25 protein-coding genes, 2 pseudogenes and 1 riboswitch are annotated in these 22941 nt (G+C 58.7%); of the genes and pseudogenes, 15 read left to right on the top strand and 12 right to left on the bottom strand.

Features of this window, described 5'->3' with window-relative positions:
* Positions 1 to 77 precede the first annotated feature (77 nt).
* The 5 genes from AGR1_RS15345 to AGR1_RS15320 form a co-directional block, all read right to left on the bottom strand.
* Entirely contained in the window at positions 78 to 878 is an 801-nt protein-coding gene (locus AGR1_RS15345) for a sulfite exporter TauE/SafE family protein (protein WP_149147439.1), read from the bottom strand.
* A 1-nt stretch (position 879) separates the two neighbouring features.
* Positions 880 to 1860 (bottom strand): magnesium/cobalt transporter CorA, encoded by a 981-nt coding sequence (gene corA, locus AGR1_RS15340; protein ID WP_149147438.1) that lies wholly within the window; start codon positions 1858 to 1860, stop codon positions 880 to 882.
* Between the two features lie 423 nt (positions 1861 to 2283).
* Entirely contained in the window at positions 2284 to 2721 is a 438-nt protein-coding gene (locus AGR1_RS15330; RefSeq protein ID WP_149147436.1) for an EamA family transporter, read from the bottom strand.
* Positions 2722 to 2723: 2 nt separating this feature from the next.
* Positions 2724 to 3107 (bottom strand): fluoride efflux transporter CrcB, encoded by a 384-nt coding sequence (gene crcB / locus AGR1_RS15325; RefSeq protein ID WP_149147435.1) that lies wholly within the window; start codon positions 3105 to 3107, stop codon positions 2724 to 2726.
* Positions 3108 to 3117: 10 nt separating this feature from the next.
* Entirely contained in the window at positions 3118 to 4932 is a 1815-nt protein-coding gene (locus AGR1_RS15320; RefSeq protein WP_149147434.1) for a DUF190 domain-containing protein, read from the bottom strand.
* 89 nt (positions 4933 to 5021) lie between these two features.
* Positions 5022 to 5098, bottom strand: a riboswitch (Fluoride riboswitch).
* 115 nt (positions 5099 to 5213) lie between these two features.
* Between AGR1_RS15320 and AGR1_RS15315 the strand changes: the two genes are divergently transcribed.
* The 4 genes and pseudogenes from AGR1_RS15315 to AGR1_RS15300 all read left to right on the top strand — a co-directional run bounded on the left by AGR1_RS15315 (position 5214) and on the right by AGR1_RS15300 (position 9283).
* Complete coding sequence (locus AGR1_RS15315) at positions 5214 to 6470, top strand: site-specific integrase (RefSeq protein ID WP_246669662.1); 1257 nt, start codon at positions 5214 to 5216, stop codon at positions 6468 to 6470.
* Positions 6467 to 7378, top strand: coding sequence for a tyrosine-type recombinase/integrase (locus tag AGR1_RS15310; RefSeq protein WP_149147433.1), 912 nt, complete (start codon positions 6467 to 6469; stop codon positions 7376 to 7378). The genes AGR1_RS15315 and AGR1_RS15310 overlap by 4 nt, the downstream gene beginning before the upstream one ends.
* 22 nt (positions 7379 to 7400) lie before the next feature.
* Positions 7401 to 8391, top strand: a pseudogene (locus AGR1_RS15305) (tyrosine-type recombinase/integrase).
* Between the two features lie 82 nt (positions 8392 to 8473).
* A complete protein-coding gene (locus tag AGR1_RS15300) occupies positions 8474 to 9283 on the top strand; it encodes a nickel-binding protein (RefSeq protein ID WP_149147432.1) in 810 nt (269 codons plus the stop codon).
* 41 nt (positions 9284 to 9324) lie between these two features.
* Here AGR1_RS15300 and AGR1_RS15295 read toward each other — a convergent pair whose 3' ends face one another.
* The 4 genes from AGR1_RS15295 to AGR1_RS15280 all read right to left on the bottom strand — a co-directional run bounded on the left by AGR1_RS15295 (position 9325) and on the right by AGR1_RS15280 (position 13283).
* Complete coding sequence (locus tag AGR1_RS15295; protein WP_149147431.1) at positions 9325 to 11328, bottom strand: hypothetical protein; 2004 nt, start codon at positions 11326 to 11328, stop codon at positions 9325 to 9327.
* Between the two features lie 147 nt (positions 11329 to 11475).
* Entirely contained in the window at positions 11476 to 12369 is an 894-nt protein-coding gene (locus tag AGR1_RS15290) for a DMT family transporter (RefSeq protein WP_137412126.1), read from the bottom strand.
* A 244-nt stretch (positions 12370 to 12613) separates the two neighbouring features.
* Positions 12614 to 13018, bottom strand: a complete 405-nt coding sequence (locus tag AGR1_RS15285; RefSeq protein WP_149147430.1) for a hypothetical protein — start codon at positions 13016 to 13018, stop codon at positions 12614 to 12616.
* A 46-nt stretch (positions 13019 to 13064) separates the two neighbouring features.
* A complete protein-coding gene (locus AGR1_RS15280) occupies positions 13065 to 13283 on the bottom strand; it encodes a hypothetical protein (protein WP_003505772.1) in 219 nt (72 codons plus the stop codon).
* A gap of 9 nt (positions 13284 to 13292) precedes the next feature.
* Between AGR1_RS15280 and AGR1_RS29595 the strand changes: the two genes are divergently transcribed.
* The 7 genes and pseudogenes from AGR1_RS29595 (at position 13293) to AGR1_RS15250 (ending at position 17897) form a co-directional block, all read left to right on the top strand.
* Positions 13293 to 13454 carry a hypothetical protein gene (locus AGR1_RS29595; protein WP_187772196.1) on the top strand — a complete coding sequence of 54 codons (162 nt, stop codon included), beginning with the start codon at positions 13293 to 13295 and terminating at the stop codon, positions 13452 to 13454.
* Between the two features lie 115 nt (positions 13455 to 13569).
* Positions 13570 to 13911 carry a metalloregulator ArsR/SmtB family transcription factor gene (locus AGR1_RS15275; RefSeq protein ID WP_020009926.1) on the top strand — a complete coding sequence of 114 codons (342 nt, stop codon included), beginning with the start codon at positions 13570 to 13572 and terminating at the stop codon, positions 13909 to 13911.
* Entirely contained in the window at positions 13908 to 14846 is a 939-nt protein-coding gene (locus tag AGR1_RS15270) for an SRPBCC family protein (RefSeq protein ID WP_149147428.1), read from the top strand. Before AGR1_RS15275 ends, AGR1_RS15270 begins: the two co-directional genes overlap by 4 nt.
* 307 nt (positions 14847 to 15153) lie before the next feature.
* Positions 15154 to 15590: pseudogene (locus tag AGR1_RS30160) on the top strand (winged helix-turn-helix transcriptional regulator); the annotation flags it as partial.
* A gap of 569 nt (positions 15591 to 16159) precedes the next feature.
* On the top strand, positions 16160 to 16624 hold the full coding sequence (locus AGR1_RS15260; protein ID WP_077984391.1) for a DUF1348 family protein: 465 nt from the start codon (positions 16160 to 16162) through the stop codon (positions 16622 to 16624).
* Positions 16625 to 16626: 2 nt separating this feature from the next.
* Entirely contained in the window at positions 16627 to 17229 is a 603-nt protein-coding gene (locus AGR1_RS15255; protein ID WP_149147427.1) for a TetR/AcrR family transcriptional regulator, read from the top strand.
* 26 nt (positions 17230 to 17255) lie between these two features.
* A complete protein-coding gene (locus AGR1_RS15250) occupies positions 17256 to 17897 on the top strand; it encodes a heme-binding protein (protein ID WP_348640590.1) in 642 nt (213 codons plus the stop codon).
* Between the two features lie 34 nt (positions 17898 to 17931).
* Here the strand turns inward: AGR1_RS15250 and AGR1_RS15245 are convergent, their stop codons facing one another.
* Positions 17932 to 18312 carry a hypothetical protein gene (locus AGR1_RS15245; protein ID WP_149147425.1) on the bottom strand — a complete coding sequence of 127 codons (381 nt, stop codon included), beginning with the start codon at positions 18310 to 18312 and terminating at the stop codon, positions 17932 to 17934.
* Between the two features lie 19 nt (positions 18313 to 18331).
* Complete coding sequence (locus AGR1_RS15240) at positions 18332 to 19282, bottom strand: AraC family transcriptional regulator (RefSeq protein WP_149147424.1); 951 nt, start codon at positions 19280 to 19282, stop codon at positions 18332 to 18334.
* Positions 19283 to 19377: 95 nt separating this feature from the next.
* Between AGR1_RS15240 and AGR1_RS15235 the strand changes: the two genes are divergently transcribed.
* Positions 19378 to 20130 (top strand): SDR family oxidoreductase, encoded by a 753-nt coding sequence (locus AGR1_RS15235; protein ID WP_149147423.1) that lies wholly within the window; start codon positions 19378 to 19380, stop codon positions 20128 to 20130.
* 88 nt (positions 20131 to 20218) lie between these two features.
* Here AGR1_RS15235 and AGR1_RS15230 read toward each other — a convergent pair whose 3' ends face one another.
* The gene (locus AGR1_RS15230) at positions 20219 to 20950 is read right to left on the bottom strand and encodes an SDR family oxidoreductase (protein ID WP_149147422.1); all 732 of its coding nucleotides are present in this window, start codon (positions 20948 to 20950) and stop codon (positions 20219 to 20221) included.
* Between the two features lie 81 nt (positions 20951 to 21031).
* Here AGR1_RS15230 and AGR1_RS15225 point away from each other — a divergent pair, with 81 nt between their 5' ends.
* The 3 genes from AGR1_RS15225 (at position 21032) to AGR1_RS15215 (ending at position 22807) form a co-directional block, all read left to right on the top strand.
* Positions 21032 to 21424: a helix-turn-helix domain-containing protein gene (locus AGR1_RS15225; RefSeq protein WP_149147421.1), complete on the top strand. Its 393-nt coding sequence runs from the start codon at positions 21032 to 21034 to the stop codon at positions 21422 to 21424.
* Between the two features lie 169 nt (positions 21425 to 21593).
* Positions 21594 to 22223 (top strand): hypothetical protein, encoded by a 630-nt coding sequence (locus AGR1_RS15220; protein WP_149147420.1) that lies wholly within the window; start codon positions 21594 to 21596, stop codon positions 22221 to 22223.
* A gap of 272 nt (positions 22224 to 22495) precedes the next feature.
* Positions 22496 to 22807: a hypothetical protein gene (locus AGR1_RS15215; protein ID WP_149147419.1), complete on the top strand. Its 312-nt coding sequence runs from the start codon at positions 22496 to 22498 to the stop codon at positions 22805 to 22807.
* Positions 22808 to 22941: the final 134 nt, after the last annotated feature.

Below are 22941 nucleotides of genomic sequence, written 5' to 3'. Positions count from 1 at the left end.
AACTCAAAACACTGGGACTAAAGCCCCGCCTGCTAAGGCTACCTGTTCGTGGGTGCCAGATCTCCGAGGTCATCAGGTCAGTGCCGCCACACCTTTACCGCTGAAATCACCAGGATGAGAGCGAGGGCTGGCAGCAGTACCGCATTCGGAACAATCCCCAGGAGCTGTCCGCCGACGACTGCACCGATGATCGACCCCACCGCCATCGCAGCCAGGAACACCCGGTTCTTCCCGATAACGGTAAAGCTCTGATCACGGCTGTAGCGAGTGAAACCGACAATCATGGTCGGCAGGCTCACGGCGAGGGACAGACTTCCAGCAAGCTTGATGTCCGCACCGAAGAGCAGGATGAGCGTTGGGATCAGAAGTTCGCCACCTGCGACACCCAGCAGGGATGCGACAATGCCGATGACCAAGCCAACTATCATCCCCGCCACGAGCTGTGTACTTCCGGTCAGCAGTGCGGAACCACCTGCAAGGTCGTGACCGAATACCAGCACCAACGCAATCGCCAACAGCATGACCGCGATCACTTTGCAGAGCGTCTCCGACTTGAGCCGCGTTGCCCAGCCTGCGCCGAACCAGGCACCAGCAAGGCTGCCCGCAAGGAGATTGACGATGATTCGCCAATTCTCGGCAATCTGCTCGAAGGGTACCGTCGTTGCCCGAAACGGCAGAGCAAAGGCAACGACGACAAGGCTCATGGCCTTGTTGAGGATGACAGCCTCCAGAGCGACGAAGCCGAAGATGCCGATGAGCAATGGCAGGCGAAACTCAGCGCCGCCAAGTCCGATGAGACCGCCGAGGATGCCAATCATTGCGCCGACAGCGAATGGCGCGATCTTGTTCGCAGTCCAGAACGGGTCACCAGTGAACATCCTACAACCACCCCCTGCGCTTGAAATAGACATAAGGCAGCACCGCCGAGCAGATCATCAGAACGATTGCCAGGGGGTAGCCGAATGACCAGCGCAGTTCCGGCATGAACTCGAAGTTCATGCCGTAGATCGAGGCAACGAGGGTCGGCGGCAGGAAGACGACGGCGGCGACCGAGAAGATTTTGATGATCTGGTTCTGTTCGAGATTGATGAGGCCAAGCGTTGCGTCGAGCAGGAAGTTGATCTTGCCAGACAGAAAGCTCGCATGCTCACCAAGCGACATCGCGTCCCGCTGGAGGAGCTTCAGGCGCTGTCTGCTTTCCTTCGACGTACGGCGCTCAGGCGTGTCGAGGGCCGCGTGGTAGGAAACGAGCCTCGAAATCGAGACGAGGCTTTCACGGGTTGCCGTGAGGAAATCGCCCTTGCGTCCGATCTGCTCGATAAGCGACTGCAGATTGCGCGTCTTCTTCGTGACGTTCGAGGTCTTGCTCTGGAAAATCTCGCGTGAGACGCCGTCGATGTCGTTGCCGAGCCGTTCCAGCACGTCGGCCATCCGGTCGATGATCGATTCCAGAATGCCCAGCATTACCAGTTCGCCGTTGGTGCACACCATGCCATTGGCCTTCTGGGCCCGGGTGGCAAAGACGGAGAACGGCTTTGGATCGACATAGCGAACGGTGACGAGCACCTGACCTTTTAGAATGAAAGTCACGGGTGATTTGACGGGGTCGTCGCCATCCAGCGAGGTCAGCGCGGTCGCGGTCATGAACTCGGCCCCGTCTTCCTGATAAAGGCGGGCGGAAAGCTCGATCTCTTCCATCTCGTCGCGGGTCGGAATGGATATGCCGAGCAAACCCTCGACGAGCTTGTCTTCGCTCGGAGACGGGTTCACCAGGTCATGCCAAATGATGTTTGCAGCGTCGTCTGTCGCGCTGTTGGCAAGCGTAAGATGGTTGGCTTCACGCACGTAGCTACGCAGCATGGTACTCCTGTTCCGACCGTTGCGGTCGCCCAGGTGCCCAGCTCAGACCCAGGGTGACCGATGGTCCTCAATTGTCGATGACGTCGAACTTCGACTGTCGGGGTTCATCTTGGTTGTCCTTGATCCTGATGACATCGGATGTGTCATCGGGATGGCGATGCGCCAGTTTGCAAGCCGAGTCAACGGGCATGCCGCAGGACCCGAAAGCTAAATCGCACGGTTCGATGCCTCTTCGTCTTTCTCCCGTTCCGAGCGACAGGACTTGTACGCCCAGGCTCCCGTTTGTGGATTGCGGCGTCGCCACACTGGCTCCAACCAGAACAGCCCATCCTCATCGACGGGCTTTACCGGAAACCACGCATACCACTCCCGCCATAGATGCTCCTCCCGCATCGTCTGACCCTCTCCCCGTTGATGTTGACATCATGCACGGTATGCGACGAGCACGGCTCCTCCTGCGATCATGGCGACACCGAGCCAGTTCGGGAGCGACAGGCGCTCCCCGAGAAACAGCACGGCGAAGACCGAGACGAAGACGACCGACAGCTTGTCGATGGGGGCGACACGAGCAGCATGCCCCAGCTTCAGCGCCCGGAAATAGCAAATCCAGGATGCGCCAGTGGCCAACCCCGACAGGACGAGAAAGAGCCAGCTTCGCGGGGAGACCGAGGATGGTTCCTGCCAGTTGCCCGTGATGTAGAGCATCAGGCCAGCAGCCATCAGGATAATGATGGTGCGAAAGAAGGTGGCGAAATCGGAATTGACGTTCTCGACGCCGACCTTGGCGAAGATCGCGGTGAGTGCAGCAAATCCCGCCGAGAGAAGCGCCCAGAACGGCCAGCTCGTGAACAATGTCTTCATGATCAGCTCCAGTGGCCTGCGAGGCGAATGAGGGAAAGTCCGAGGAAGAGGCCGACCGTCGAAACCACCAGCGACGTCGCGATGTAACCTGCCGCCAGCCCCCATTGTCCGCGCTCCAAAAGGCTGACGGTGTCGAGCGAAAAGGTCGAGAAGGTGGTGAACCCGCCCAGAAGCCCTGTGGTCATGAACAGTCGCACCTCTTGCGGCAGGCCCGTGCGGACCACGAAATACTCGGTCAACAGGCCCATGATGATGGAGCCGAGGACGTTGACGGTCAGCGTACCCCACGGGAATCCGTAGCCCATCATCCGGGCGGCAGCCGTGTTCACGGCATGGCGTGCCGCACCGCCGATGCCTGCTCCGAGGAAGACGATCAGATAGGGCATGGCCTCGTCCTCAGCGCTTCGTATCCGCCAAGGCGTCTTCGGTCGTCAGAGCATGATCCAGCACGTCCCAGTGCTCGATGTGCTTGTAGATGATGACCTTGTTCTTCAGGAGCGAACCGTGTGTCCGGCAAAATTCTACGAGCTGTTCCCGGTCGGCGATCAGCTCAACGCACATGGTGAGGTCAGGGTTGGGTATCTCAAAGCCCTCATCCTGCAGCTTGCCGCTGTTGGAGTAGCCGAAGTGGGTGTGATGGGCGACGGCGTTCATGATGCCAGCCGCCTTCGCCTGCATGACCAGCTCCCGGTAGAGCGGCTTGCCACCGCTGAACCAGCCCCCCGTTCCGACCGCCTTCTCGCGCGGCTTCATGTAGATGCGAACCATCCCGACCTCGCGGGAGGAAAGCTTGTGGCTGGTCATGACTATGGGCCTTTCTGCAAAGTTTGCTGTTGTCCGCAGCGAGCGCAGGCGTACCTGCGCCAGGAGATCGCCTCTGGCTCTGGCGTTAATGTCGCGCATGTGGCGGACGGAGATATCGGGGGGAATGTCGCGGGCGGCGGCCGTCTTCGGCACACCGACGCGTTGCGAGAGATAGATGCTGGAATGGCCGCTGCAGAGATAGGCAACGAAGCAGGCGACCGCGATGTAGACGGAATGGGTCGCCCCGAAGAGTTCGATGCCCATAATCATGCAGGCGAGCGGCGTGTTGGTCGCGCCTGCGAAGACGGCGACGAAGCCGAGGGCGGCGAACAGGTCCGGTGGTGCGCCGAGCACGCCAGCGACCGCACTGCCAAGAGCAGCACCGATGAAGAAGAGCGGCGTGACCTCGCCACCTTTGAAGCCTGCGCTCAGCGTCACGATGGTGAAGAGGCCCTTCCAGGCCCAGCTCCAGTAATCGACATGGTCGGGACGGAAGAAGCCGAGGATGGTTGCGTCCTCAGGGTTCGGAGACCAGACGCCAAGGCCGAGATACTCGCGGGTCCCCAGAACATAGACGAGGCCGATGAGGATGGCGCTCGCCAACACCGGACGCAGCGGCGCGTAGGGCAGGATCGCCTTGTAGGCCGACGAAGCAAGATGGGAGAGTTCGGCAAAGAAGTGTGCCGCGAGACCAAAGGCAACACCTGCGATGACGACCTTCAGCATGAGGAGCGCGTCGAGATGAAAACCGACACCCTCGCCAGCAAGGTAGGCAATCGAATACTGGACGTGTCCAATACCCCAGGCATGGCAGGTCCAGTCGGCGACGACAGCGGCAAGCAGTGAGGGAAGCAGCGCCTCGTACTGCATGCGCCCGATCGTCAGAACTTCCAGCGCGAAAACTGCGCCTGCGATCGGCGTCCCGAAGACCGCTCCAAAGCCGGCGGCGATGCCCGCCATCAGCAGAATGCGGATGTCCGATGGTGTGAGCCTGAACAGTTTGCCGAAGGCGCTTGCAAGGCTGCCGCCAAGCTGGACGGCGGTGCCTTCACGGCCTGCCGAACCACCGACCAGGTGCGTGAGCACCGTGGTGACCAGAATGAACGGAGCCATGCGCAGCGGCACGCCGCCGCCCGGCTCGTGGATCTGGTCGACAATGAGGTTGTTGCCGCCCTCGGCGGACTTGCCGAACTTGCCATATGTCCAGACCATGGCGAAGCCCGCGACCGGCATCAGATAGATCAACCACGGAAACTCGAAACGCAGCTCCGTCGCCCGGTCCAGGCTCCACAGGAACAGGGCGACCAGCGACCCCACGGTCATCGCCATCGGGGTCACAATGACAATCCATTTGGTCAGACTGCGGATTTGCTGAAGACGAAGGCCGAAAATCGATGCGAGCGTCATACGAACGACGCTCCAATACATTCGGCGATCAAGGGAACAACAAACAGACTTTGGCTTACAGGCACGACTCTACTCCTTCGCGTGGCTCGCGTTGAGTAGGAGTCATCAGCTTCGTCAGGGAAGCGGTTCGGCTTGATGCCCGGCAGAATCCATTACCGTCAAAAAGCGATAAGTTAGACAGGCCCAGCCGTCAACACCCTCAGTGGCAAGTTGATTGCTTTTGTCGCGCCCCCCATGGATCAACCCGACAACAAATACCTTCCTCTACTTACGCGTTCTGATTGAAGTTCTTCGCTCCAACAACAAGGAGCGTTAAAATGACAGAACCTGACCAATCCACCTGCCTTGACCCTTACCTTGCGCCATTTGAACAAACTTTTGTCGCGAGAAATTACAAGCCGGCAACCCTGGAGAATTATCGCTACCACCTCCGACGCTTTGGCAGGTTGATGGAAGCGGAGGGCATCGCCCCTTCGGAATTGACCGCCGATATTGCCGTAGAATTGGGACGGCGAATACCAACGTCACCCAAAGCCCAGATCAAGGTGCCCAACCTGGCCAGACTGTTCGTCGAACATCTGATCGAAATCGGCGTCGCGACACGCCCACCACTCACTGCCGCTCAAGCGGAACGCAAAGAGCTTATGGGCAGCCTTGAGCTCTACCTTCTGCGGCAACGCGGCCTCAGCCCACGGTCGGTCAAACACGTTCTGGGGTTCGCGGCTCGTTTCCTCGCTCATCGTTTCGGAGAGGGTGTGCTCGAACTCGCTGCGCTCAGCGCCCGCGACGTCGTCGCGTTCATGGAGCATGTTATCGCGCGCAAGACCCCTTACCGCGACAAAACCTTGTCCACACACTTGCGCTGCTTTTTCCAATATCTGTTCGCGCATGGGCTGACCACCACCAATCTGTCGCTCTGCGTGCCCAGGGTACACAAGCCGTGGGGTGAGAGACTCCCACGTTATTTGTCTCCAGACGAAGTGGAGGCCGTTCTTGCATCGGTCGTGACCAATCCACGGCGGGGCGCCCGCGACCACGCCATGTTGCTGTTGATGGCGAGGCTCGGCATGCGTGCACCCGAGGTTATGGCGGTCCAGATCGATGACATCGACTGGCGAGCCGGTGAGATTCTTGTTCGCGGAAAGGGACAACGCCACGACCGTTTGCCGATGCCGCCAGACGTGGGCGAGGCGATCAGCAGGTATTTGCGCGAGGAGCGGATTTCGACGATGACGCGGTCTCTGTTCGTCAGCCACCGGGCACCGAACCGCCCGTTCAAGGATAGCCAGATCATCAACTCGATCCTGCGGGAAGCATTTGCGGCAACCGGCGTGAAACCGCCCACACCCTATGTTGGATCGCATGTTCTGCGTCACAGCCTTGCAACGAACCTGATTCGGTCCGGTGCTTCGCTAGAGGAGATCGGCGATCTTTTGCGACATCGATCCCGTGCGACAACGATGATCTATGCGAAGCTCGACACGGATGGCTTGCGATCCATCGCTCAGCCTTTGCCGACTGCGGAGGTAGCACGATGACTTTCCTTGCCGAACAGCAACGCTATCTCAGCATTAGAAGACAACTGGGCGCCGATCTGAGTACAGACGAACGCATACTGCGTCGCTTCACTGCCTTCGCCGACAAGGATGGCGTGGAATATGTCGATACCAGATTGATCATGCGCTGGCTGGAGAGTCTCCCGTCCGCCAGTGCCGGAACACGAGGCGCTCGCTTCCGGGTTGCTCGTCAATTTGCGCTCTGGCTGCACGGGATAGATCCGCGGCACGGAATTCCGCCCCAAGGGTTGATACCGGCTCATGTCCAACGGGCTCATCCGCACATCTACAGCGACGGCGAAATCCTTGCGATTGTCGAGCAAGCCCGCGCGCTGCCATCGGTTTACGGCATGCGCGGGTTAACCTGCTCGACGCTCTTCGGCCTGATCGCCGTGACGGGCCTTCGCATCAACGAAGCCTTGCGTCTCGACCAGTCTGATCTTGATATAGAGACCGGCGTCCTTCGTGTCCGCTTCGGAAAACTGGGTAAGGAGCGACTACTACCGCTGGATTCAATTGTAGTGGAGAAGCTGGAAAGCTATGGGCGTGAGCGGGACCGCCTGTTGGGGAACAGCTCAAAGGCCTTCTTCGTCACTTGTGAGGGCCATCGTCTCGGCGATTGCGGAGCACGCTATAACTTTGCGCTCGTCTGCCAGCAGATCGGCTTGAGGCCGCGTCAGGATTACAAGCGCCATGGACGTGGGCCGCGCATCTACGACCTTCGCCACACCTTCGCTGTTCGAACGATGCTGAACTGGTATCGTTCCGGCCAGGATGTCGGACGCGAGATGATCAAACTTACGACCTGGCTCGGTCACGCGAGCCCGGCCGATACCTACTGGTATCTGGAGGCGGTTCCAGAGTTGCTGGATTGGCTTCCGCCCGAATAGCAACCACGACGGAGGGCGAGCTATGAAGGCGACCAACTTCCCCGCGCTCGTCCAACGCTTCTTCACTGACCGGCTCTGCACACAGATGGAGGCAAGCCCCCACACTATCGCTGGCTATCGGGATACGTTCCGCCTGCTGATCCGCTACGCGGGTTCACGGCATGGAAAGCCGCCTACGAAGCTGACGATCGAAGATCTCGACGTCGACCTTGTCTGCGACTTCCTGACCCACGTGGAGACCGCGCGCGGTAACACGGCGAGAACCCGCAACACGCGTCTCGCCGCCATCCGCTCGTTCTTTCGATACGTCGCGATGGCCGATCCGACCTGGCTTCTCCTTTGCCAGCGCATTCTCTCGATGCCAAGCAAGCGATACGTGAAGCGAAGCGTGACGTTCCTCGACGCAGAGGAAATTGCGGCCCTGCTGGCCGCGCCGGACCGGACGACATGGGTAGGGCGGCGTGATCACGCCCTGCTGTTGCTCGCGCTTCAAACCGGATTGCGTGCATCCGAGCTGATCAGCTTGCGTTGCAAGGATGTGGTTCTTGGTACGGGCGCGCACATCCGTTGCGTCGGCAAGGGGCGAAAAGAACGCAGTACGCCGCTTCGCCGCGACACGGCAAAGCTGATCCAGGGCTGGATTGGCGAGCGCCGTGACAGCGACAGTCCCGTATTCCCTTCTATCCGGGGCGAACGGCTCAGTCGTGATGCGCTGGAACATCTGGTGCGTAAGCATTGCCATACGGCATTCCGAACGTGTTCGAGCCTCGCAAGTAAACGGGTTACACCGCACACCTTGACACAGCACGGCGATGGAACTGCTCCATCATGGCGTCGATCAATCCGTGATCGCGCTCTGGCTGGGGCACGAATCCGTGGAGACGACCCAGATCTACATCCACGCCGACATGCGATTGAAGGAAAAGGCGCTCTCTCAGATCACTAGACCGGAAGTCCATCCCGGGCGGTATCGACCCAACGATGAACTGCTCGCTTTCCTAGAATCGCTCTGATTATGCCGAACCGTCGCATGGCCGATAGCAAGGGCCTTAGCCTCGAGAATCGGCCATGCGGCATAATCCAGCTTACGGCATAATGCCTATCTTCATGGACCGGCACGAGCTTGCCGGCGTTTCGGCTGCGGATATCGCCGCAGCACATCTTAAAGATCTTAACATCCAGGATCGGTACGGCGTCAGGTTCTTGACCTACTCGTTCGATGAAAGGCGCGGTACGGCCTTTTGCCTTATGGACGCTCCGGACGCCGAAACCGCGCAGTGCGTGCATCGGGAAGCGCACGGGTTCGTCGCCAGCGAGGTAGTGGAAGTCGCCCTGTCGGCCGTGGAAGCGTTTCTGGGGCGAATACAGGATCCGGTGGCGCCTGGGGCCGCCTCGAGAAATATGGACCCCGGCCACCGCGCGATCCTTTTCACGGACATTGTCGGTTCAACCGAAATGACGGCCCGCCGCGGGGATCGCATGGCGGCGGAACTTATCCGGGCACACGATGCCCTCGTGCGCGGTTGTCTGGGGCGGCGCTCGGGGCGGGAAGTCAAGCACACCGGCGATGGCATAATGGCCGTGTTCTCCTCCACGCCATTCGCCGTGGATTGCGCCATCGATATCCAGCGCGAGTTCCATCGCTACAACAGCGAGGGCGAGCCCATTCACATCCGTATCGGTCTGGATTGCGGGGAGCCTGTCGAGGACAGCAATGATTTCTTCGGGACTACAGTGCAATTGGCGGCAAGGCTTTGTGCCGCCGCCGGGAGCGACCAGATCCTGATATCGGACAAGACTTTTCAGGAATATGGCGGCGCCGATGTCCTCGTGCACGGCGATCGTTACAGGCTGAAAGGCTTTGCCGAGCCGATCCTCGCCTATAGTTGCGAGTGGCTGCACTAGCTACGCTTGTGCAGCCACTGAAGGGGCAGAGGTCGCCCGATTTATTCGGCCGTCGCCTGAATGTCGACCTTGTCGAGAAGACCCATCGGATTATCAGAGGCGGCAACCAGATCGAAAATGCCGAGGCCGTTTGCGCCGGTGGATTTGACCGTGACCGTCAGGGTCCCGGGTTTGCTGATGAACTGCACGAGCGCTTCCACGGCGTTTTGCAGCTTGGGCTGTTCAGCGGCCACCTGCGGCAGCATCATGCTCGCCACCAGAGTCAGAGTGGCGCGTACCTGATCTTCCGTCATGTCGTTCTTCAGGGCATAAAGCTTGATCGCCTTCGCCATCAAACCTTCGTCCTTGATCGTGAGCTTCACTTCGCGGCCGGCTAGCCCGAAGAGCGCCGCCTGCGCGCGATTGACGTCGAAGGAGAAGAACTCTTCGGTAAAGCCGCTTACTAGACCGGCAAAATTGACGCTGCCGAAGTCCTTGCTGCTTAGCGAGATGTCGCGGATCACCAGATTGCTGTTCGGTTCGTCCCAGCCGGCCGCAAGGCCATAAGAGAAGGCGAGCGTTTCAAGACCCAGTTTGCGGGCTTCGACGAAAACTTCCTCCTGCGAGTCCGCGGGGATCGGAAGCGTGAGTTCGTCCTGCCTGATCTCGATATCGGTGGGGATGCCGTTGAAGGGCTTGGTCAGCCCCATCTCGAAATTTTTGAGTGAGAACTTGATACGCTCAGACGTTCCCGTCGTTTCTTCCTCCGGCTTTTCCGGCGCGGCCATGTCGACGTTGATGCCGCCGACGCGCACCCGGCCAAGTTCCGGTATCAGGCGGTTAAACTGAAAGGTCTCGATCTGCGTCTCGTCGAGCGCGATGATCTCGGAAATTCCCTTGATCGTCGAACTCCAGTCAAAGCCCGTGAGGCTTGCTTCCGCGACTTCGATCTTGCCATCGTCGTCGCCGATCGACATGCCATTCAAGCCGAAGTCGAGCTTGCGGCTGTCGATCTGCATGTCGATACGGTCGATGGTGGCCTTGACCCTTTTGCCAGCCGCCCCTTGCGGTTCATCCGGAGCGTCGACCTTGAAGCCGATGAGCTGCATGTCGCTTTTGCCGACCATGTCGAGAATTGAGACGACCTTTGAGAAAAGCGCCTGGCGCGCTTCCGGTGAAAGCTCGTCAGGATTTTGGGTCGTTGTCAGTACTTTCAGGGTCTCCAGTAGCGGCTCGGCTGGCATCCGGGCGGTAAAGCCGTCGCTGCGGATTTCATCGTAGCTGAAATGACCGTCTCCGTCAGAAAAGGAGACAGCCTTGACGGAGAGCGGCCCGTAGAGCGGCTTCGCTTCCTTGTCGTCCGGGCCGGCCTTTTCGGTATAGAGCCGGGCGAGATAAGCGACATCGATGTTCTCGCCGGCGATTGCGCCGGTCGACACAACCATATGCTTGTCCTTTATCGCGCCTTCGCTGTCGGGAAGCTGCATCTTGATGTCGTAGCTGCCATTGTCGATAGAGTATCGGGCAATGCGACCGCCGGTGATCTCAGAGAAAGCAAGGTTCCTGTAAACGGTCTTTTGCTCGGTGGTCGCGACGGACTGGGTAAACGTCACCTCCGGCGTGGAGATGTTTGTCGCCGCGAAGCGCTCGATGCGCCGGGGCAGGGAGCTGCCGTTTTCTTCAGCTTGTGCCGGCTTTTCGAATGCGGCATTCTCGACGCGGGCCTGCGCCATCGAAATCTTTCCGGTCGGCACATCGATATCGATGGTCTTCATATCAAGCGCGCCGTCCAGAAACGGAAGTTTCGGACGTCCGTCGATAGCCGCGATCTTGATATTCTTGCCATCTTCAAGCGGCAACGTCAGATTGCGAACATGAATTTTTCCGAGAAAATCGACCTCGATGGAAGTGGCCGTCGCACCGCTGCGGGCAACAAGTTCTTTCACCTTTGCTTCGTAGAAGGCCTTGCCGCCAATGACGCCTGCGGCAGCAACGGCAATAATCGCAACCGCCGCCCAAAGCGCCTTGCCTCGACCCTTGCCGGTCTGGATGTTTTCCTGTTCCACGAAGTGAGTCCTCTCTAACGAACTGATATTCTGGGCCTTTTAAGCACGCAAAAGTTGCTTAGCAAGGGGCCGTGCTCTCTGAATCTTGGCGTGAAATGTCTCGACGCGGATGATGTGTTTCCGCAACCGTACCCCATCGGGTTGAAGCTATCTCCAGAACATGAGCGCCATACCGGCAACGACAAGGGCGGCGCCGGCCCATGCGCCGGGCGCCGGCATTTCCCGTGTTCTCAGCCAAAGAAGCGGCAGGATAATCACCGGCGTCGTCGCCGACAGTGTCGAGACGATGCCGACCTTGCCGCCGGAAAGGGCAAAGAGAAGCAGCGTCATGCCGAAAGCCAGGGCGATGATGCCCGTGAACGCTGTCTGCAGGAACAGGCTTCTGGTCATCGGGCCTCTGGGCCTGACAGCTTCGATGGGCAGCATGGTCAACGCGGTGAGGCAAAGGGCGGCCACCCCGACACGCAGCATGGAAGCGGCAAGAGGATCGATCCCGGTCGCCATCACGGGCCGTGCGATGAGTGAGCCGATCGCCTGGCTGAGCGCCGCCAGAAGGCCGAAGAGCACGCCAAGCCACAGAGGCCCCTTAACGCTCTCCCATTCATGCAGCTGGGCCTTACGTTTGCCGAAGAGGATTGCCAGCAGCACGCCGCTGAGTGTCAGGCCTATGCCGGCAATGGCCCTTGTGGGAAGCTGCTCGCCAAGCACCACCCATGCCAGCAGCGCGGCGATCGGGGCATTCAGCGCAAACAGGATTCCCGAACGGCGCGGCCCCAGCCGGTTGAGGCAGGTGAAGAGCAGCGTGTCGCCAACAAAAATGCCGATGAAGCCGGACAGGAGAAGCGACGACAATGCTTCGGGCTGAAGCTCCCGCCAGGAGCCTGACGCGAGCACATAGACCCCGAGCAAAGCGGCGACAAAAAGCTGCCGCGTCCTGTTGAACGCGAGCGCGCCAAGCCGCCCCGCCGGACCCGCGGCAAGAAGCCCGGTTATCGCCCAGCACGTCGCGGCGCCCACTGCAGCCAGTTCATAGATAGGCATATTTTCCCCGTCGATTCACAGCCTGCTTCCGGCTGCGGACACTATCCCTGTCTGCAGCCATCGCAGATTCCGGGGTTGCCTGCCATACCATAAGCATCGCCATCAACGGCATGAACCCGCATATGCCCGCGCCGCGCCAGCCGGCACGCTACGCCACAGATGCGCCGCACTCGCTCAGCCGTCATTACTCGATGTTGGTGTGCACCGGCATCAAGACTGCGAAGCGGCAGTTCATCACCGTGCGTCACGCGCCATTGATGATATTGCAGATGCCCTCGCGGATGACGTTCTTGTCCGCGATCTGTCCTGCCTGAATGTTGAATACAGCATCAATCCGCACCGCGGCGCCCTTCTGCCGGGCCACGACCCGCAGCGTCTGAATTCTGCCGCTGCCGCTGGTCTCCTGGTGCGCATCGATGGAAGACAGCGCCTTGTTGATCTGGATGCCTGAAAAACCTTCCGCCGCCACGGCCTGAGCCAGCTTTTGAAGCACGGCAGGCGCCTTCGCCTTCGGCAGTTCCTTCCAGGACTTGTAAGAGACGGCCGTCACCATCGGTACGCCTGAGACAGTGAAGTTCCTCTCGCAGGATGCGGCGAGGGCAGGGCTTGAGAAGGTGATCAGGCCAAGAACTGCTATGACATATTTCATTTCGGATAATCCAATCGTGGGTAAGGGCTGAAAACTACCGGCCGTATCAGAATGTCGACCGTTTTCCTCTGTAGGTGGACGGAGGCGGAAGAGCCTCATGGGCCTGCGCCAGCGTTTCAAGCCATGTCGCCAGGCCAGCGGGAACCTCCTCGTTGCCCGCTTCCAGCGCCTCAATCCATGAAAGTTCGCATTGCAGCGCGGACGCAATATTGATCGGCGTCCAGCGGATCACCCGCAGGCATTGATTAAAGCGTTCTGGTGACATGATGATTTGATGTTTTCCCCGTCTTTTCCCGGCGAAGCTCACTCAGGCGGCAGCGAGAGTCAATCTTTTTCTGCAACTTTTGATGGCCTGTTTCCGGCGCTCCAGTTGCATCCGCTGCCCGTTGCCGAGCGCAAGGCGCTTGAAGGGGGAAAGGCCCGGTTACGCAAATGAAACGGCCGGGAGACGCATCGGCATTTCATCCCAAGGACCATTCCTCGCGATAAAGCTTAGTTAACTTGCTAAGTTTTCCCTTGCCCCGTCACGATGAAGCATGATAGTTAGCAGCATGACTAAGCATCATCAGGAACTTTCACTGATCTTCCAGGCTCTGGCCGATCCGACGCGACGGGCGATCCTTGCGCGCCTCGGCGGCGGGCCGGCACCGGTCATGGAGTTGTCCGCACCCACGGGGCTGCGTCTGCCCACGGTGATGCGGCATCTTTCCGTGCTGGAGGAGGCAGGGCTGATCATCACCTCCAAGGATGGGCGGGTGCGCACCTGCGCCATCGTGCCCGAAGCGCTGGAGCCGGTAAGCACATGGCTCGATGAGCAACGGGCCGTGTGGGAGAGCCGGCTTGACCGGCTGGAGGCATTTGCAATGCAGGCCATGAAGGAGGATTCAGAATGACAACGAAATCAGGTCAAAAAAGCGCACACGCTGAACCGCATCAGCCGCAAGACCGTTTTGCAACGCTCAGCTTCGAACGGGAAATTGCCGTTCCGTTATCGGCTCTCTGGCAGGTCTGGCTGTCACCCGCCGCTCGGGCGGTGTGGGCCTCTCCCTCGCCGTCGGTCACAGTGGAATTCTTGGAGGCGGACAGCAGGCTGGGCGGTCGCGAAGTGTCGCTCTGCAAGGTCGCCGGCCAGCCTGATATTCGCTGTGAGTGCGGCTGGCTGGAGCTGCAGCCAACCCGCCGCAGCGTGAATTACGAGGTGGTTTCATCCGGCGGCGTAACGCAATCGGCAGCGCTGTTGACCGCCGATTTTCAGGCTGCGGAAGAGCGTAGCCGCTTGACCGTAACGGTGCAGCTTTCCTCGCTGGCCGAGGATATGCGCGATGGTTATCAACAAGGTTTCAGCGCCGGTCTCAACAATCTGGCCAGCGTGGCCGGGCGAACCATGGTCCTGGAACGAGTGATAAAGGCGCCGCGCAACATCGTCTGGAAAACCTGGATGAACGAGAAGACGCTACCGCAATGGTGGGGCCCTGAAGGGTTTTCCTGCCGCACGAAGAGAATTGACCTGCGAACCGGCGGGGAATGGGTCTTTGACATGATCGGCCCTGACGGCACTGTGTTCCCGAACCATCATCGCTATGTCGAGATCCGGCCCGAAGAGCGGCTTGCCTATACGCTGCTGTGGGGCGAAAACGGGCCGAAACATGCAGACGCCTGGGCCTCCTTCGAAGATCAGGATGGCGGGACAAAAGTTGTGCTGGGCATGGTGTTCAGCACGGAAGCTGAGTTCCAGCAAGCGAAGGGTTTCGGCGCCGTGGAGCTGGGTCAGCAAACGCTGGGCAAACTGGAACGCCTTGCCTCTTCAGCAGCGATCCTCTCGCCTTGAGAATGTTGTTCCGCGTCGTACGCAGCAACCGGACCCGCACGAGCCGCGCGAGGGGAGCGCGATATTAATCGCCAGCACATGGGGTGACGGCGGTCGTAGGCAGACCGCGCCGGACCCCAGAACCACATACGGCTGCAATCAGACGCAAGTTCCTTGATGAGGCAACGGCTATAGTCCATCCGATCAGCGGGGTAGTGGCAACTGTGTATAGGTGAGCAAGTTTGCTACGCCCCAAGCGAGGAGTGGGGCGGAAGCATCAAACGTGCCCATTGACCGGTTGGTATCGTAGCGCATGGCGGGATGTTGCTTCCTCAGCCTTTATCTGAAGTCCCATCGGAGAGAATACTATCGGTTATTACAAGAGGTCCGTGAGCATGGAAACTGGGAAGCTTGGCTGGACTTTCCTAGCCGGCGTCGCCGACACGGCCAATCAAGCGTTTGAGGCAGCTATTCAGATCGTCGATCTTTTCAAGGAAGATCGCGAGCGGATCACCATGGAGAGTGGTAGAGCAGGGTCGACCCTTCGTATTAACGCTTTTCCAGCAGGATCCTTTTCACACAGCAAACCAGATTGTTCAGGTGACGGGTTTGTCCGCGCCAACGGTCAACGCCGCACTCGCCGACCTAAAGCGATTGGGCATCGTTGATGAGGTTACCGGCCGCAAGCGTGGCCGGGTGTTCAGCTATCAACGATACCTTTCGATTCTAGGAGAAGTCACCGATCCCTTGCCTCTCAATTCATGACAAATAGAGGGGCCGAAGGTGCGACTTTCATCAAGGCGGAGAAGACTGAATTTTTAGAAACTTTCTCTTCTAATTGCGGCTCGAAGAGCACCCTGGCGAAGCGCTTAAGCGCGATGTGGTTCGTCAGATCATGGAGCGATGCTATCCGGTTGGTACAATCCGCACAGATGCGGAGTTTGCCCCCATCTACCTTTCGATTTCTACTTTTGTGTCCGATGACGATGCAATTTCCGCAGAAATGTGTTGGTCGCACGGACAGTGTCTTCTTAGGTCTTCACCCCTTTCGGCACCAAAACCCCCGTCCACCGCGCGTGGTGCTATCGAGCGGCGCATGCCTAAGGCGGCTGAGGTTTGCCGAAAATAAACCAGCGCGCGGCCGCACGCTCTGCCAGCTCTTGTCTGGCCAATTTAGACATCGGCGCCCTCGGTACGCGACAGGAAAAGGCCGTCGGGAAAAATTCGTTCCGCCTCAAAAAATCGTTGACACCCAAAATCGCCGTAGCTACTTTACCAATCAGTAAAGAGTTTACCAAACAGTACAGCCCAACGATTTACAAAGGAAAACCAACATGTCACGTCCTCCGCTCCCCCCTTTCACACGCGAAACTGCTATCGAAAAAGTCCGTCTCGCCGAAGACGGCTGGAACAGCCGCGACGCCGCCAAGGTCGCTTTGGCTTACACATTGGACACCCGCTGGCGGAACCGCGTCGAATTCGCCACCAACCGCGAAGAAGCCCAGGCTTTTCTGGAGCGCAAGTGGAACAAGGAGCATGAATATCGCCTCATCAAGGAGCTCTGGGCGTTCACCGGCAACCGCATCGCTGTGCGTTACGCCTACGAATATCGCGATGACAGTGGTCAATGGTTCCGTGCATATGGTAACGAGAACTGGGAATTCGCAGAGGACGGCCTGATGGCGCACCGCCACGCATGCATCAACGAAATGCCGATTGCTGAAAGCGACCGCTTGTTCCATTGGCCGCTCGGCCGTCGTCCGGACGGCCACGCCAGCCTCAGCGATCTGGGTCTCTAATCATGGCCCGCATGGTCGCTGAAAGATCCGACGCCATCACCGCCCTGGCCGAAGTTTTTCGCGAGCATGGATACGAAGGTGCGAGCCTTGCCCTGATCGGCAAGGCCACTGGTCTTGGCAAGGGCAGCCTCTACCACTTCTTCCCGAATGGGAAGGAGGAAATGCTCCAGGCCGTGCTCGTCGAAATCGAGCAATGGTTTGAAGATTCCGTCTATTCTCCACTGCGAGACGGAGACGATGCCGATGCCGCGATCACGGCGATGCTCGATGAAACCGCGAAATACTTCAGGTCGGGCAGGCGCGTCTGTCTCGTCGGCGCTTTGGCTGGTACCAATACCCGAGACCTATTCGCCCAAGCCATCCGAGGTTACTTCGTCGCTTGGGTGGACGCTCTGCAAGCAGCGCTCGTCCGGCAAGGCCGTGACGCTGAGCAGGCACGCCTCCTCTCGGAGGACGCCGTTCTCGCCATCCAGGGAGCGATCGTCCTCTCCCGGGCACTCGACGATCCCGCCGTCTTCCAACGCGCAATCGATCAACTTCATTCTCGATTGGCAGCCGATAGAAAGAAGCTCGGCGATAATGCTTCGGATAGCGGGTCGCTTTGATCTCTCGCTGCTCCCTAACCTGAGGCATTTTATCTGCAGGCTCACCGCTATGGCGGGAGTGCGGGCTGCGGACGTCTTGCATTTCGGGAATTCATCGTCGTCGCGATAACCCAGGTGGTTCTTACGACGACGTAATTTGCCGCAACGGTGCCGCTCAGCGGTCGATATCTAAAGAGATCCCACAAGAAGACCTTATTACTGGCCACCGCCATAGGTGCGCTTGGCGCCATTCTGTACTTGGCCACGACACTGAGCATGAAACCGGCCTCAGAGCGAGGCTTGCGGTCAAAATCGCTGAGATGGCCGTCGCGGCTTGTGCGGTAGACGGTTACAACGTGTCGGCGGCGGTGACAGATCGATTTGGAGCCCTCCTCGCCCTGATACGCTATGAGAAAGCCGATCCACGCACGATCAACACGTCTGTGCAGAAGGCAGTCACCTCGGTATCGTTGCACAGCCCCACAAGCGCGATGGTGGAGAACTTCATCGACAGCCCGCATGAGGCAGCATTCACAGATACTTCAGGTTACTTTGTTTCCGGGGGTGTTCCTATCAAAGCCGGCGACGAGACGATCGGCGCACTTGGCGTTGCGGGCGCGACGGACGGCGGCTTGGACGAAGATTGCGCCTACGTCGCAATCGAGGAAGTCAAAAGCCTCCTCAAGTGAGATCTCCACAAAATTGTGTGTCTTGAAACCGCGTCTAAGGCTCGGTGACTTTGGAGATTGGACATGACTGGCGCGGAACTGTTCGTTCGGGCCCTTGAGAATGAGGGCGTAGAAAAAAATTCTTGGCATCCCCGGGGAGGAAAATCTCTTCGTGGTCGAAGCCCTGCAGAATCTCGCTGTCATGCTTGGCGTCAGGCGCTCCTCCGTTACCGATGTTCTTCACATATTTAAAGGCGACAAGCTTATCAGGGCAAACAGGAGTTGCATCAAGGTCAGGAATTGAAATCGATTGATCGAAGTCGATGGTAAATCCTACGCGGCGCCCGAGGCGGAACACAATCGACTGATGGCGCTTGGAGTTGCCGGTATCGAAGTTTTGGAAGCCGTTCAGCAGGCGGGCCAGGAACGAAATCACCGATAGGTCAGCTGCATTATTATAATTCTGTCAGTGGCCGTATCAACCGGTTTTCTCCTGCCTCGCCGTTCTGTGCTGCCATACGGGCGTATCTAGCAGGTGGGATGCCGGTGCGTCGGGCAAAAGCCACGCTGAACGTACTTGCTGATCCATATCCGACCCGTTCGGCTACGTCCTCGATTGCGAGATCACCGCTCCGCAAGAGCTGCCTTGCCAACGCCATACGCCATGTCAGCAGGTATTCCATCGGCGCAACTCCGACTATTCGGCTGAAGCGCGCAAAAAATGCCGAACGGGAGAGTGCCGCCTCTTTCGCCAGATCAACGACGGTCCAGGGATGGCCGGGACGGTCATGCATAGCCCGAAGTGCCGCCGAAAGGCGCTCATCACCAAGCCCTCTGCCAAGGCCCTGTGCCGAATTGATGTCGGTTGAGGACCGTAGTGCCTCGATCAACAGCACCTCAATAAGTCGTTCAAGAACGGGTTCGCGCGCTGCGCGCCGTTCCTGCGTCTCTTCGTCGATCAACTGCATCAACGTCGCAAGTCGGGGTTTGTCCCGAACCAGAATCACGTCCGGCAACAGGGAAACGAGCAGGGCCGCATCCGGTGTGCCGAAGCTGCAATGTCCGATACGCATTCGTAGTGCGGGTTGGCCGTCATGTGGTCCCACACGAAAATGTCCCTCATTGATCTTCGTAGGAACCGTCGCCGGCAAGTCGGCTGTGGCGTTGGAGCTTTCATTGATGATATCGCGCATAGCAGGCGCGAGAATGAAGTCTCCGGCCTGCAGGATAAACGTTTGTCTGCCACCGAAAGTGACCCGGCATTGCCCTTCCATGATGGCACAATAAAACGGCTCGCCGGTGCCCTCACGACGTATACGCCATGCACCGGCGCACTCCACCAGTTTCGACGCCCGGGCGGCGGGTTGCAGGAGTGTGACGATCTCGGTGAGCGGGTCTCTTGTCATATCGGGACTATTACTAAAGAAATGAGGACGTGAGAATATATAAAGTCTTATTTCGGGTCGCTACCATAATGACACAGCCACTTATGGAGAAAATAATGCCCGCAATTCTGATAACCGGTTGTTCCTCGGGTTTTGGCCTGGGAACTGCAAAACTGTTCCTCGAAAAAGGCTGGGACGTGATCGCGACGATGAGAACGCCCGACGAGAGCTTACTCCCTGCGTCCGGGCGTCTGCGTGTTCTAGCACTCGATGTCACCGTCCCGGACAGCATCTCACAGCTTGCGAAGGCAACGGGTCAAATCGATGTGCTCGTCAATAACGCCGGCTTCGGAGCACCATCTCCTGTCGAACTGACTGCATCCCAGACCGCACAGGCACTCTTTCAGACGAACACGATAGGCACTCTGGCGATGATCCAGTCCATCGCCCCGCAAATGCGTCGTCGCAGGGCCGGCGTCATTATCAACGTTACGTCATCGGTGACACTGAAACCGCTGCCGGTCATCGGGGTTTATCGCGCCAGCAAAGCCGCGGTGAATGCGCTCAGCGAGTCTCTTGCGATTGAAATGGAGCCCTTCGGCGTTCGCGTCCACATCGTTTTGCCCGGACGTTCGCCGGAAACGAGTTTCGGCGCCAGTGCCCGCCCACACCTGCGCGGCATGGACGATGCGGACTATACGCCTCTTCTGCAGCAGTTCGTCAGGAATGTTCAGGACGACAAGGGCCCCGTAACCCACGCGCGCGACGTCGCCGAAGCGATCTGGAAGGCTGCCACCGATCCGTCTGCGCCACTGCGTATACCGGCAGGTGCAGATGCAGCGCAATGGATGGCTGAGGCGGGTCTGTAATCAGCGAAATTGCGATCCGTGGATTTTTCTGTCGAGTGTTTGCTGTACCCGACCATTCAAGATCGGGCACAGCGTTTCGAATTCTGGCTCAGACCTGCCGCAGGCCACCATCGACGCACAGTTCGGCACCGACGATGTAACTCGCCTCATCGCTCAACAGGAACAAGGCTGCTGCAGCCACTTCGGCGGGGCGCGCCATTCGTCCCATCGGGATCGGAGCGACAATCGCCGCGCGCATGTCTGGCTGCACCGCAGCCATCATTTCCGTATCGGTTGGACCGGGTGCGACGACGTTAACGCGTATACCTTTGGATGCCAGTTCTGCCGTCCAGGTTCGTGCATAGGAACGCACCGCTGCCTTGGTCGCAGCATATGTCCCATAGGAAGTGTAACCGCCGCTATCGGCAATTGATCCGACAAGGACGACCGAGCCGCCTTGCCTCATCGCCGGCAGAGCCGCCTGGAACCCGAAGACCATTCCTCGAACGTTGACGTCGAAGTGGCGGTCAAAGTGTTCAGGCGTTATCTCCGTGATCTGGGCGGGCTCAGAAAGACCGGCATTCAAGACCAGCGCGTCGATACGGCCGTGTTCCCGTCTCACTTTTTCGACCGCCTCCCGCATATCTTCGGGAAGCGCGGCATCGGCGACAATGCCGACCGCACCATGACCGATGGCAGTTGCCGCCTTTTCGGCATCTTTGCTTCGGCGACTGGTGATGAAGACCATCGCTCCTTCGGCCGAAAGCCGCTCTGCAATTGCCAAGCCGATACCCTTGGCGCCCCCGACAATCAGGGCAACCTTGTTACTCATCCGAGCCATCGTAAGTCCTTTCAATTGATGGTCTCTGCATGATATACGTTAGATATCTGGTATCAATTACGCACCTTAAGTAGCCTAGATATGGACGAGTATACCGACCTTGAAGCGCTCTCTCAGTGCGCCCTTAGAGACATGGCGCAGGTTCGCCCCGTGCTCGACAAGATCGCGGACAAATGGACAATCCTGATTCTGACGGTGATTTGTCCCAGGCCCTCGCGCTTCAACGAGATCAAGCGCCGTCTCGACGGCATCACCCACAAGGCTTTGGCCGATGCTCTAAAGAGGCTTGAGCGGAACGGTCTTGTGACGAGGACTGTCCTGCCGACCCAGCCTGTGGGTGTGGAATATGCGATCACCCCGCTGGGCCATTCGCTGCGGCAACCGTTTGAGGCCCTGTGCTCATGGGCAGCAGCCAACGGCGATAAGGTCGAGGCGGCTGCGCTGTGTTATGACAACAAGGCAAATCATCGCTGATATCGCGATGGCCGCTTGAGCACATGCTGGCCGGAAGGCTCGTCGTTTTTAACCGGAGAGCCATGCTCGCTAAGCAGGGCGTTTCCGCTAATCGTAGGATGGTTTGAATCTACGGTCGCCGAACAGTTCACCTCGTTGAACGAAAAGAGATCGGCACTATCTAGGAGAGATGCGGAAACTCGAGAAGAGCGATATCGAACTGATCAGAACGTGGGTGTTGTCGCCTGCGATGACGCTCGGGTCGTCCGTTCGAGCGAAAGGCATTCTGCAGGAAATGCAGGCCCGACTGACGGCGGCTTTGAAGAAAGCGATTAGCCTGGAGGGCAACGAGATCACGCTCGCGATGCCAGCCCGCGACAAAAACGCGTTCGACGCAGCTGCGAGGGTCGTGGCCGGCGTGATGATGGAAGCCGAAACTCTTCCGGTGATCCCGCGAGAGATACAGGACATCCTCGCCATCAAGACGAGCGAGCGACATCGCTGGCTCGCGGATGGGCGTCTCAAGAGCGCCGGGACAAGAACCGTGCGGCTGAACGGCCGTGCCCGGCGGATCACCTTCCATGTCTTCGATCCAAAGGTGGTCGAGGACCTCCTCGATCGCGGGGTCGTGGAAGAGTGGCGGGTGGAGGATGCGGAGGCGAAGGCAGAGAAACGACAGAAAGCGGCCTATCAGAGGCGGCTGGCTCGATCGCTCAAAAAGAAGATGACACCGGGAGACAATGCGGGTCATAAGGCCGACGAAGGCGCAGCCGACCTTCATGGATGGGGAGAGTTCGACCGGGATGGGTTCCTTCGGTAGGCAATCGGACCCAAGGTCGTCGATAAGATGGTGCCTTCAGCGATTTCGCGAGGCTCTCCCTCCAGCGTTACGGAACGTTCTGTTGTTATCACGCAGCATCGATCGTGGCCGCGGGCCTGGGTCGACCCTTCGCGGAATGGAAGGTGGCATAGACTTCCGGCCGGGACGTCACGGAAGCCGCCCCCACCAGTATGTAGAGAAACTTCTGATTGAGGGAACAAACGGGACAAAATTCCCGTTGCTCGTCACAATAATTTCTTTGGAGGCACGTCATGAGACTCAAGCTGGCTTTAAGCGTGGTTCTAAGCGTTACCTTTACTGCGGCAGCGGCGGAAGCGCGGACCCAATTGCATCTTTACGGCACCGTTCCGGTGACGGGTAACCGTGTACTGGAGATGGCCTATCAGGCAGCCCTCGACAGATGCAGTATCGAACGTTACCCATCATATGGCGACGTGGGTTTCTATGTAGGTGCCTATGGCTCCGCCCAGGTGCGCAGCTGCATGTATAGCAAGGGTTTCGTCGTAGAGAACGGTGAGCCTTTCGCATACCCTGTGAAAAAAGCGACCTACCTTTCATGGTGACGAGATCACGAAACGTCGGACGGCGGACCGCCTGAGGGTTACAGCCTCGGAGTGAGGGCCGTCTTCGGAATTCACAAGTTGCTGGTCTCAGCGGCAAGTGATTTTTCAGCTGAGTGACCCGAATCCATATTGAA

Source organism: Agrobacterium sp. B1(2019), from assembly GCF_008274755.1.
Classification (GTDB): domain Bacteria; phylum Pseudomonadota; class Alphaproteobacteria; order Rhizobiales; family Rhizobiaceae; genus Agrobacterium; species Agrobacterium salinitolerans.
This window is presented reverse-complemented; position numbering and strand designations above follow the sequence as displayed.

Coding starts and splice junctions, on each gene's coding strand:
- AGR1_RS15345 (WP_149147439.1), bottom strand. CDS start 878: ATGTTCACTGGTGACCCGTTCTGGACTGCGAACAAGATCGCGCCATTC.
- corA (WP_149147438.1), bottom strand. CDS start 1,860: ATGCTGCGTAGCTACGTGCGTGAAGCCAACCATCTTACGCTTGCCAAC.
- AGR1_RS15330 (WP_149147436.1), bottom strand. CDS start 2,721: ATGAAGACATTGTTCACGAGCTGGCCGTTCTGGGCGCTTCTCTCGGCG.
- crcB (WP_149147435.1), bottom strand. CDS start 3,107: ATGCCCTATCTGATCGTCTTCCTCGGAGCAGGCATCGGCGGTGCGGCA.
- AGR1_RS15320 (WP_149147434.1), bottom strand. CDS start 4,932: ATGACGCTCGCATCGATTTTCGGCCTTCGTCTTCAGCAAATCCGCAGT.
- AGR1_RS15310 (WP_149147433.1), top strand. CDS start 6,467: ATGACTTTCCTTGCCGAACAGCAACGCTATCTCAGCATTAGAAGACAA.
- AGR1_RS15300 (WP_149147432.1), top strand. CDS start 8,474: ATGCCTATCTTCATGGACCGGCACGAGCTTGCCGGCGTTTCGGCTGCG.
- AGR1_RS15290 (WP_137412126.1), bottom strand. CDS start 12,369: ATGCCTATCTATGAACTGGCTGCAGTGGGCGCCGCGACGTGCTGGGCG.
- AGR1_RS15285 (WP_149147430.1), bottom strand. CDS start 13,018: ATGAAATATGTCATAGCAGTTCTTGGCCTGATCACCTTCTCAAGCCCT.
- AGR1_RS15280 (WP_003505772.1), bottom strand. CDS start 13,283: ATGTCACCAGAACGCTTTAATCAATGCCTGCGGGTGATCCGCTGGACG.
- AGR1_RS29595 (WP_187772196.1), top strand. CDS start 13,293: ATGTTTTCCCCGTCTTTTCCCGGCGAAGCTCACTCAGGCGGCAGCGAG.
- AGR1_RS15275 (WP_020009926.1), top strand. CDS start 13,570: ATGACTAAGCATCATCAGGAACTTTCACTGATCTTCCAGGCTCTGGCC.
- AGR1_RS15270 (WP_149147428.1), top strand. CDS start 13,908: ATGACAACGAAATCAGGTCAAAAAAGCGCACACGCTGAACCGCATCAG.
- AGR1_RS15260 (WP_077984391.1), top strand. CDS start 16,160: ATGTCACGTCCTCCGCTCCCCCCTTTCACACGCGAAACTGCTATCGAA.
- AGR1_RS15255 (WP_149147427.1), top strand. CDS start 16,627: ATGGCCCGCATGGTCGCTGAAAGATCCGACGCCATCACCGCCCTGGCC.
- AGR1_RS15240 (WP_149147424.1), bottom strand. CDS start 19,282: ATGACAAGAGACCCGCTCACCGAGATCGTCACACTCCTGCAACCCGCC.
- AGR1_RS15235 (WP_149147423.1), top strand. CDS start 19,378: ATGCCCGCAATTCTGATAACCGGTTGTTCCTCGGGTTTTGGCCTGGGA.
- AGR1_RS15230 (WP_149147422.1), bottom strand. CDS start 20,950: ATGGCTCGGATGAGTAACAAGGTTGCCCTGATTGTCGGGGGCGCCAAG.
- AGR1_RS15225 (WP_149147421.1), top strand. CDS start 21,032: ATGGACGAGTATACCGACCTTGAAGCGCTCTCTCAGTGCGCCCTTAGA.
- AGR1_RS15220 (WP_149147420.1), top strand. CDS start 21,594: ATGCGGAAACTCGAGAAGAGCGATATCGAACTGATCAGAACGTGGGTG.
- AGR1_RS15215 (WP_149147419.1), top strand. CDS start 22,496: ATGAGACTCAAGCTGGCTTTAAGCGTGGTTCTAAGCGTTACCTTTACT.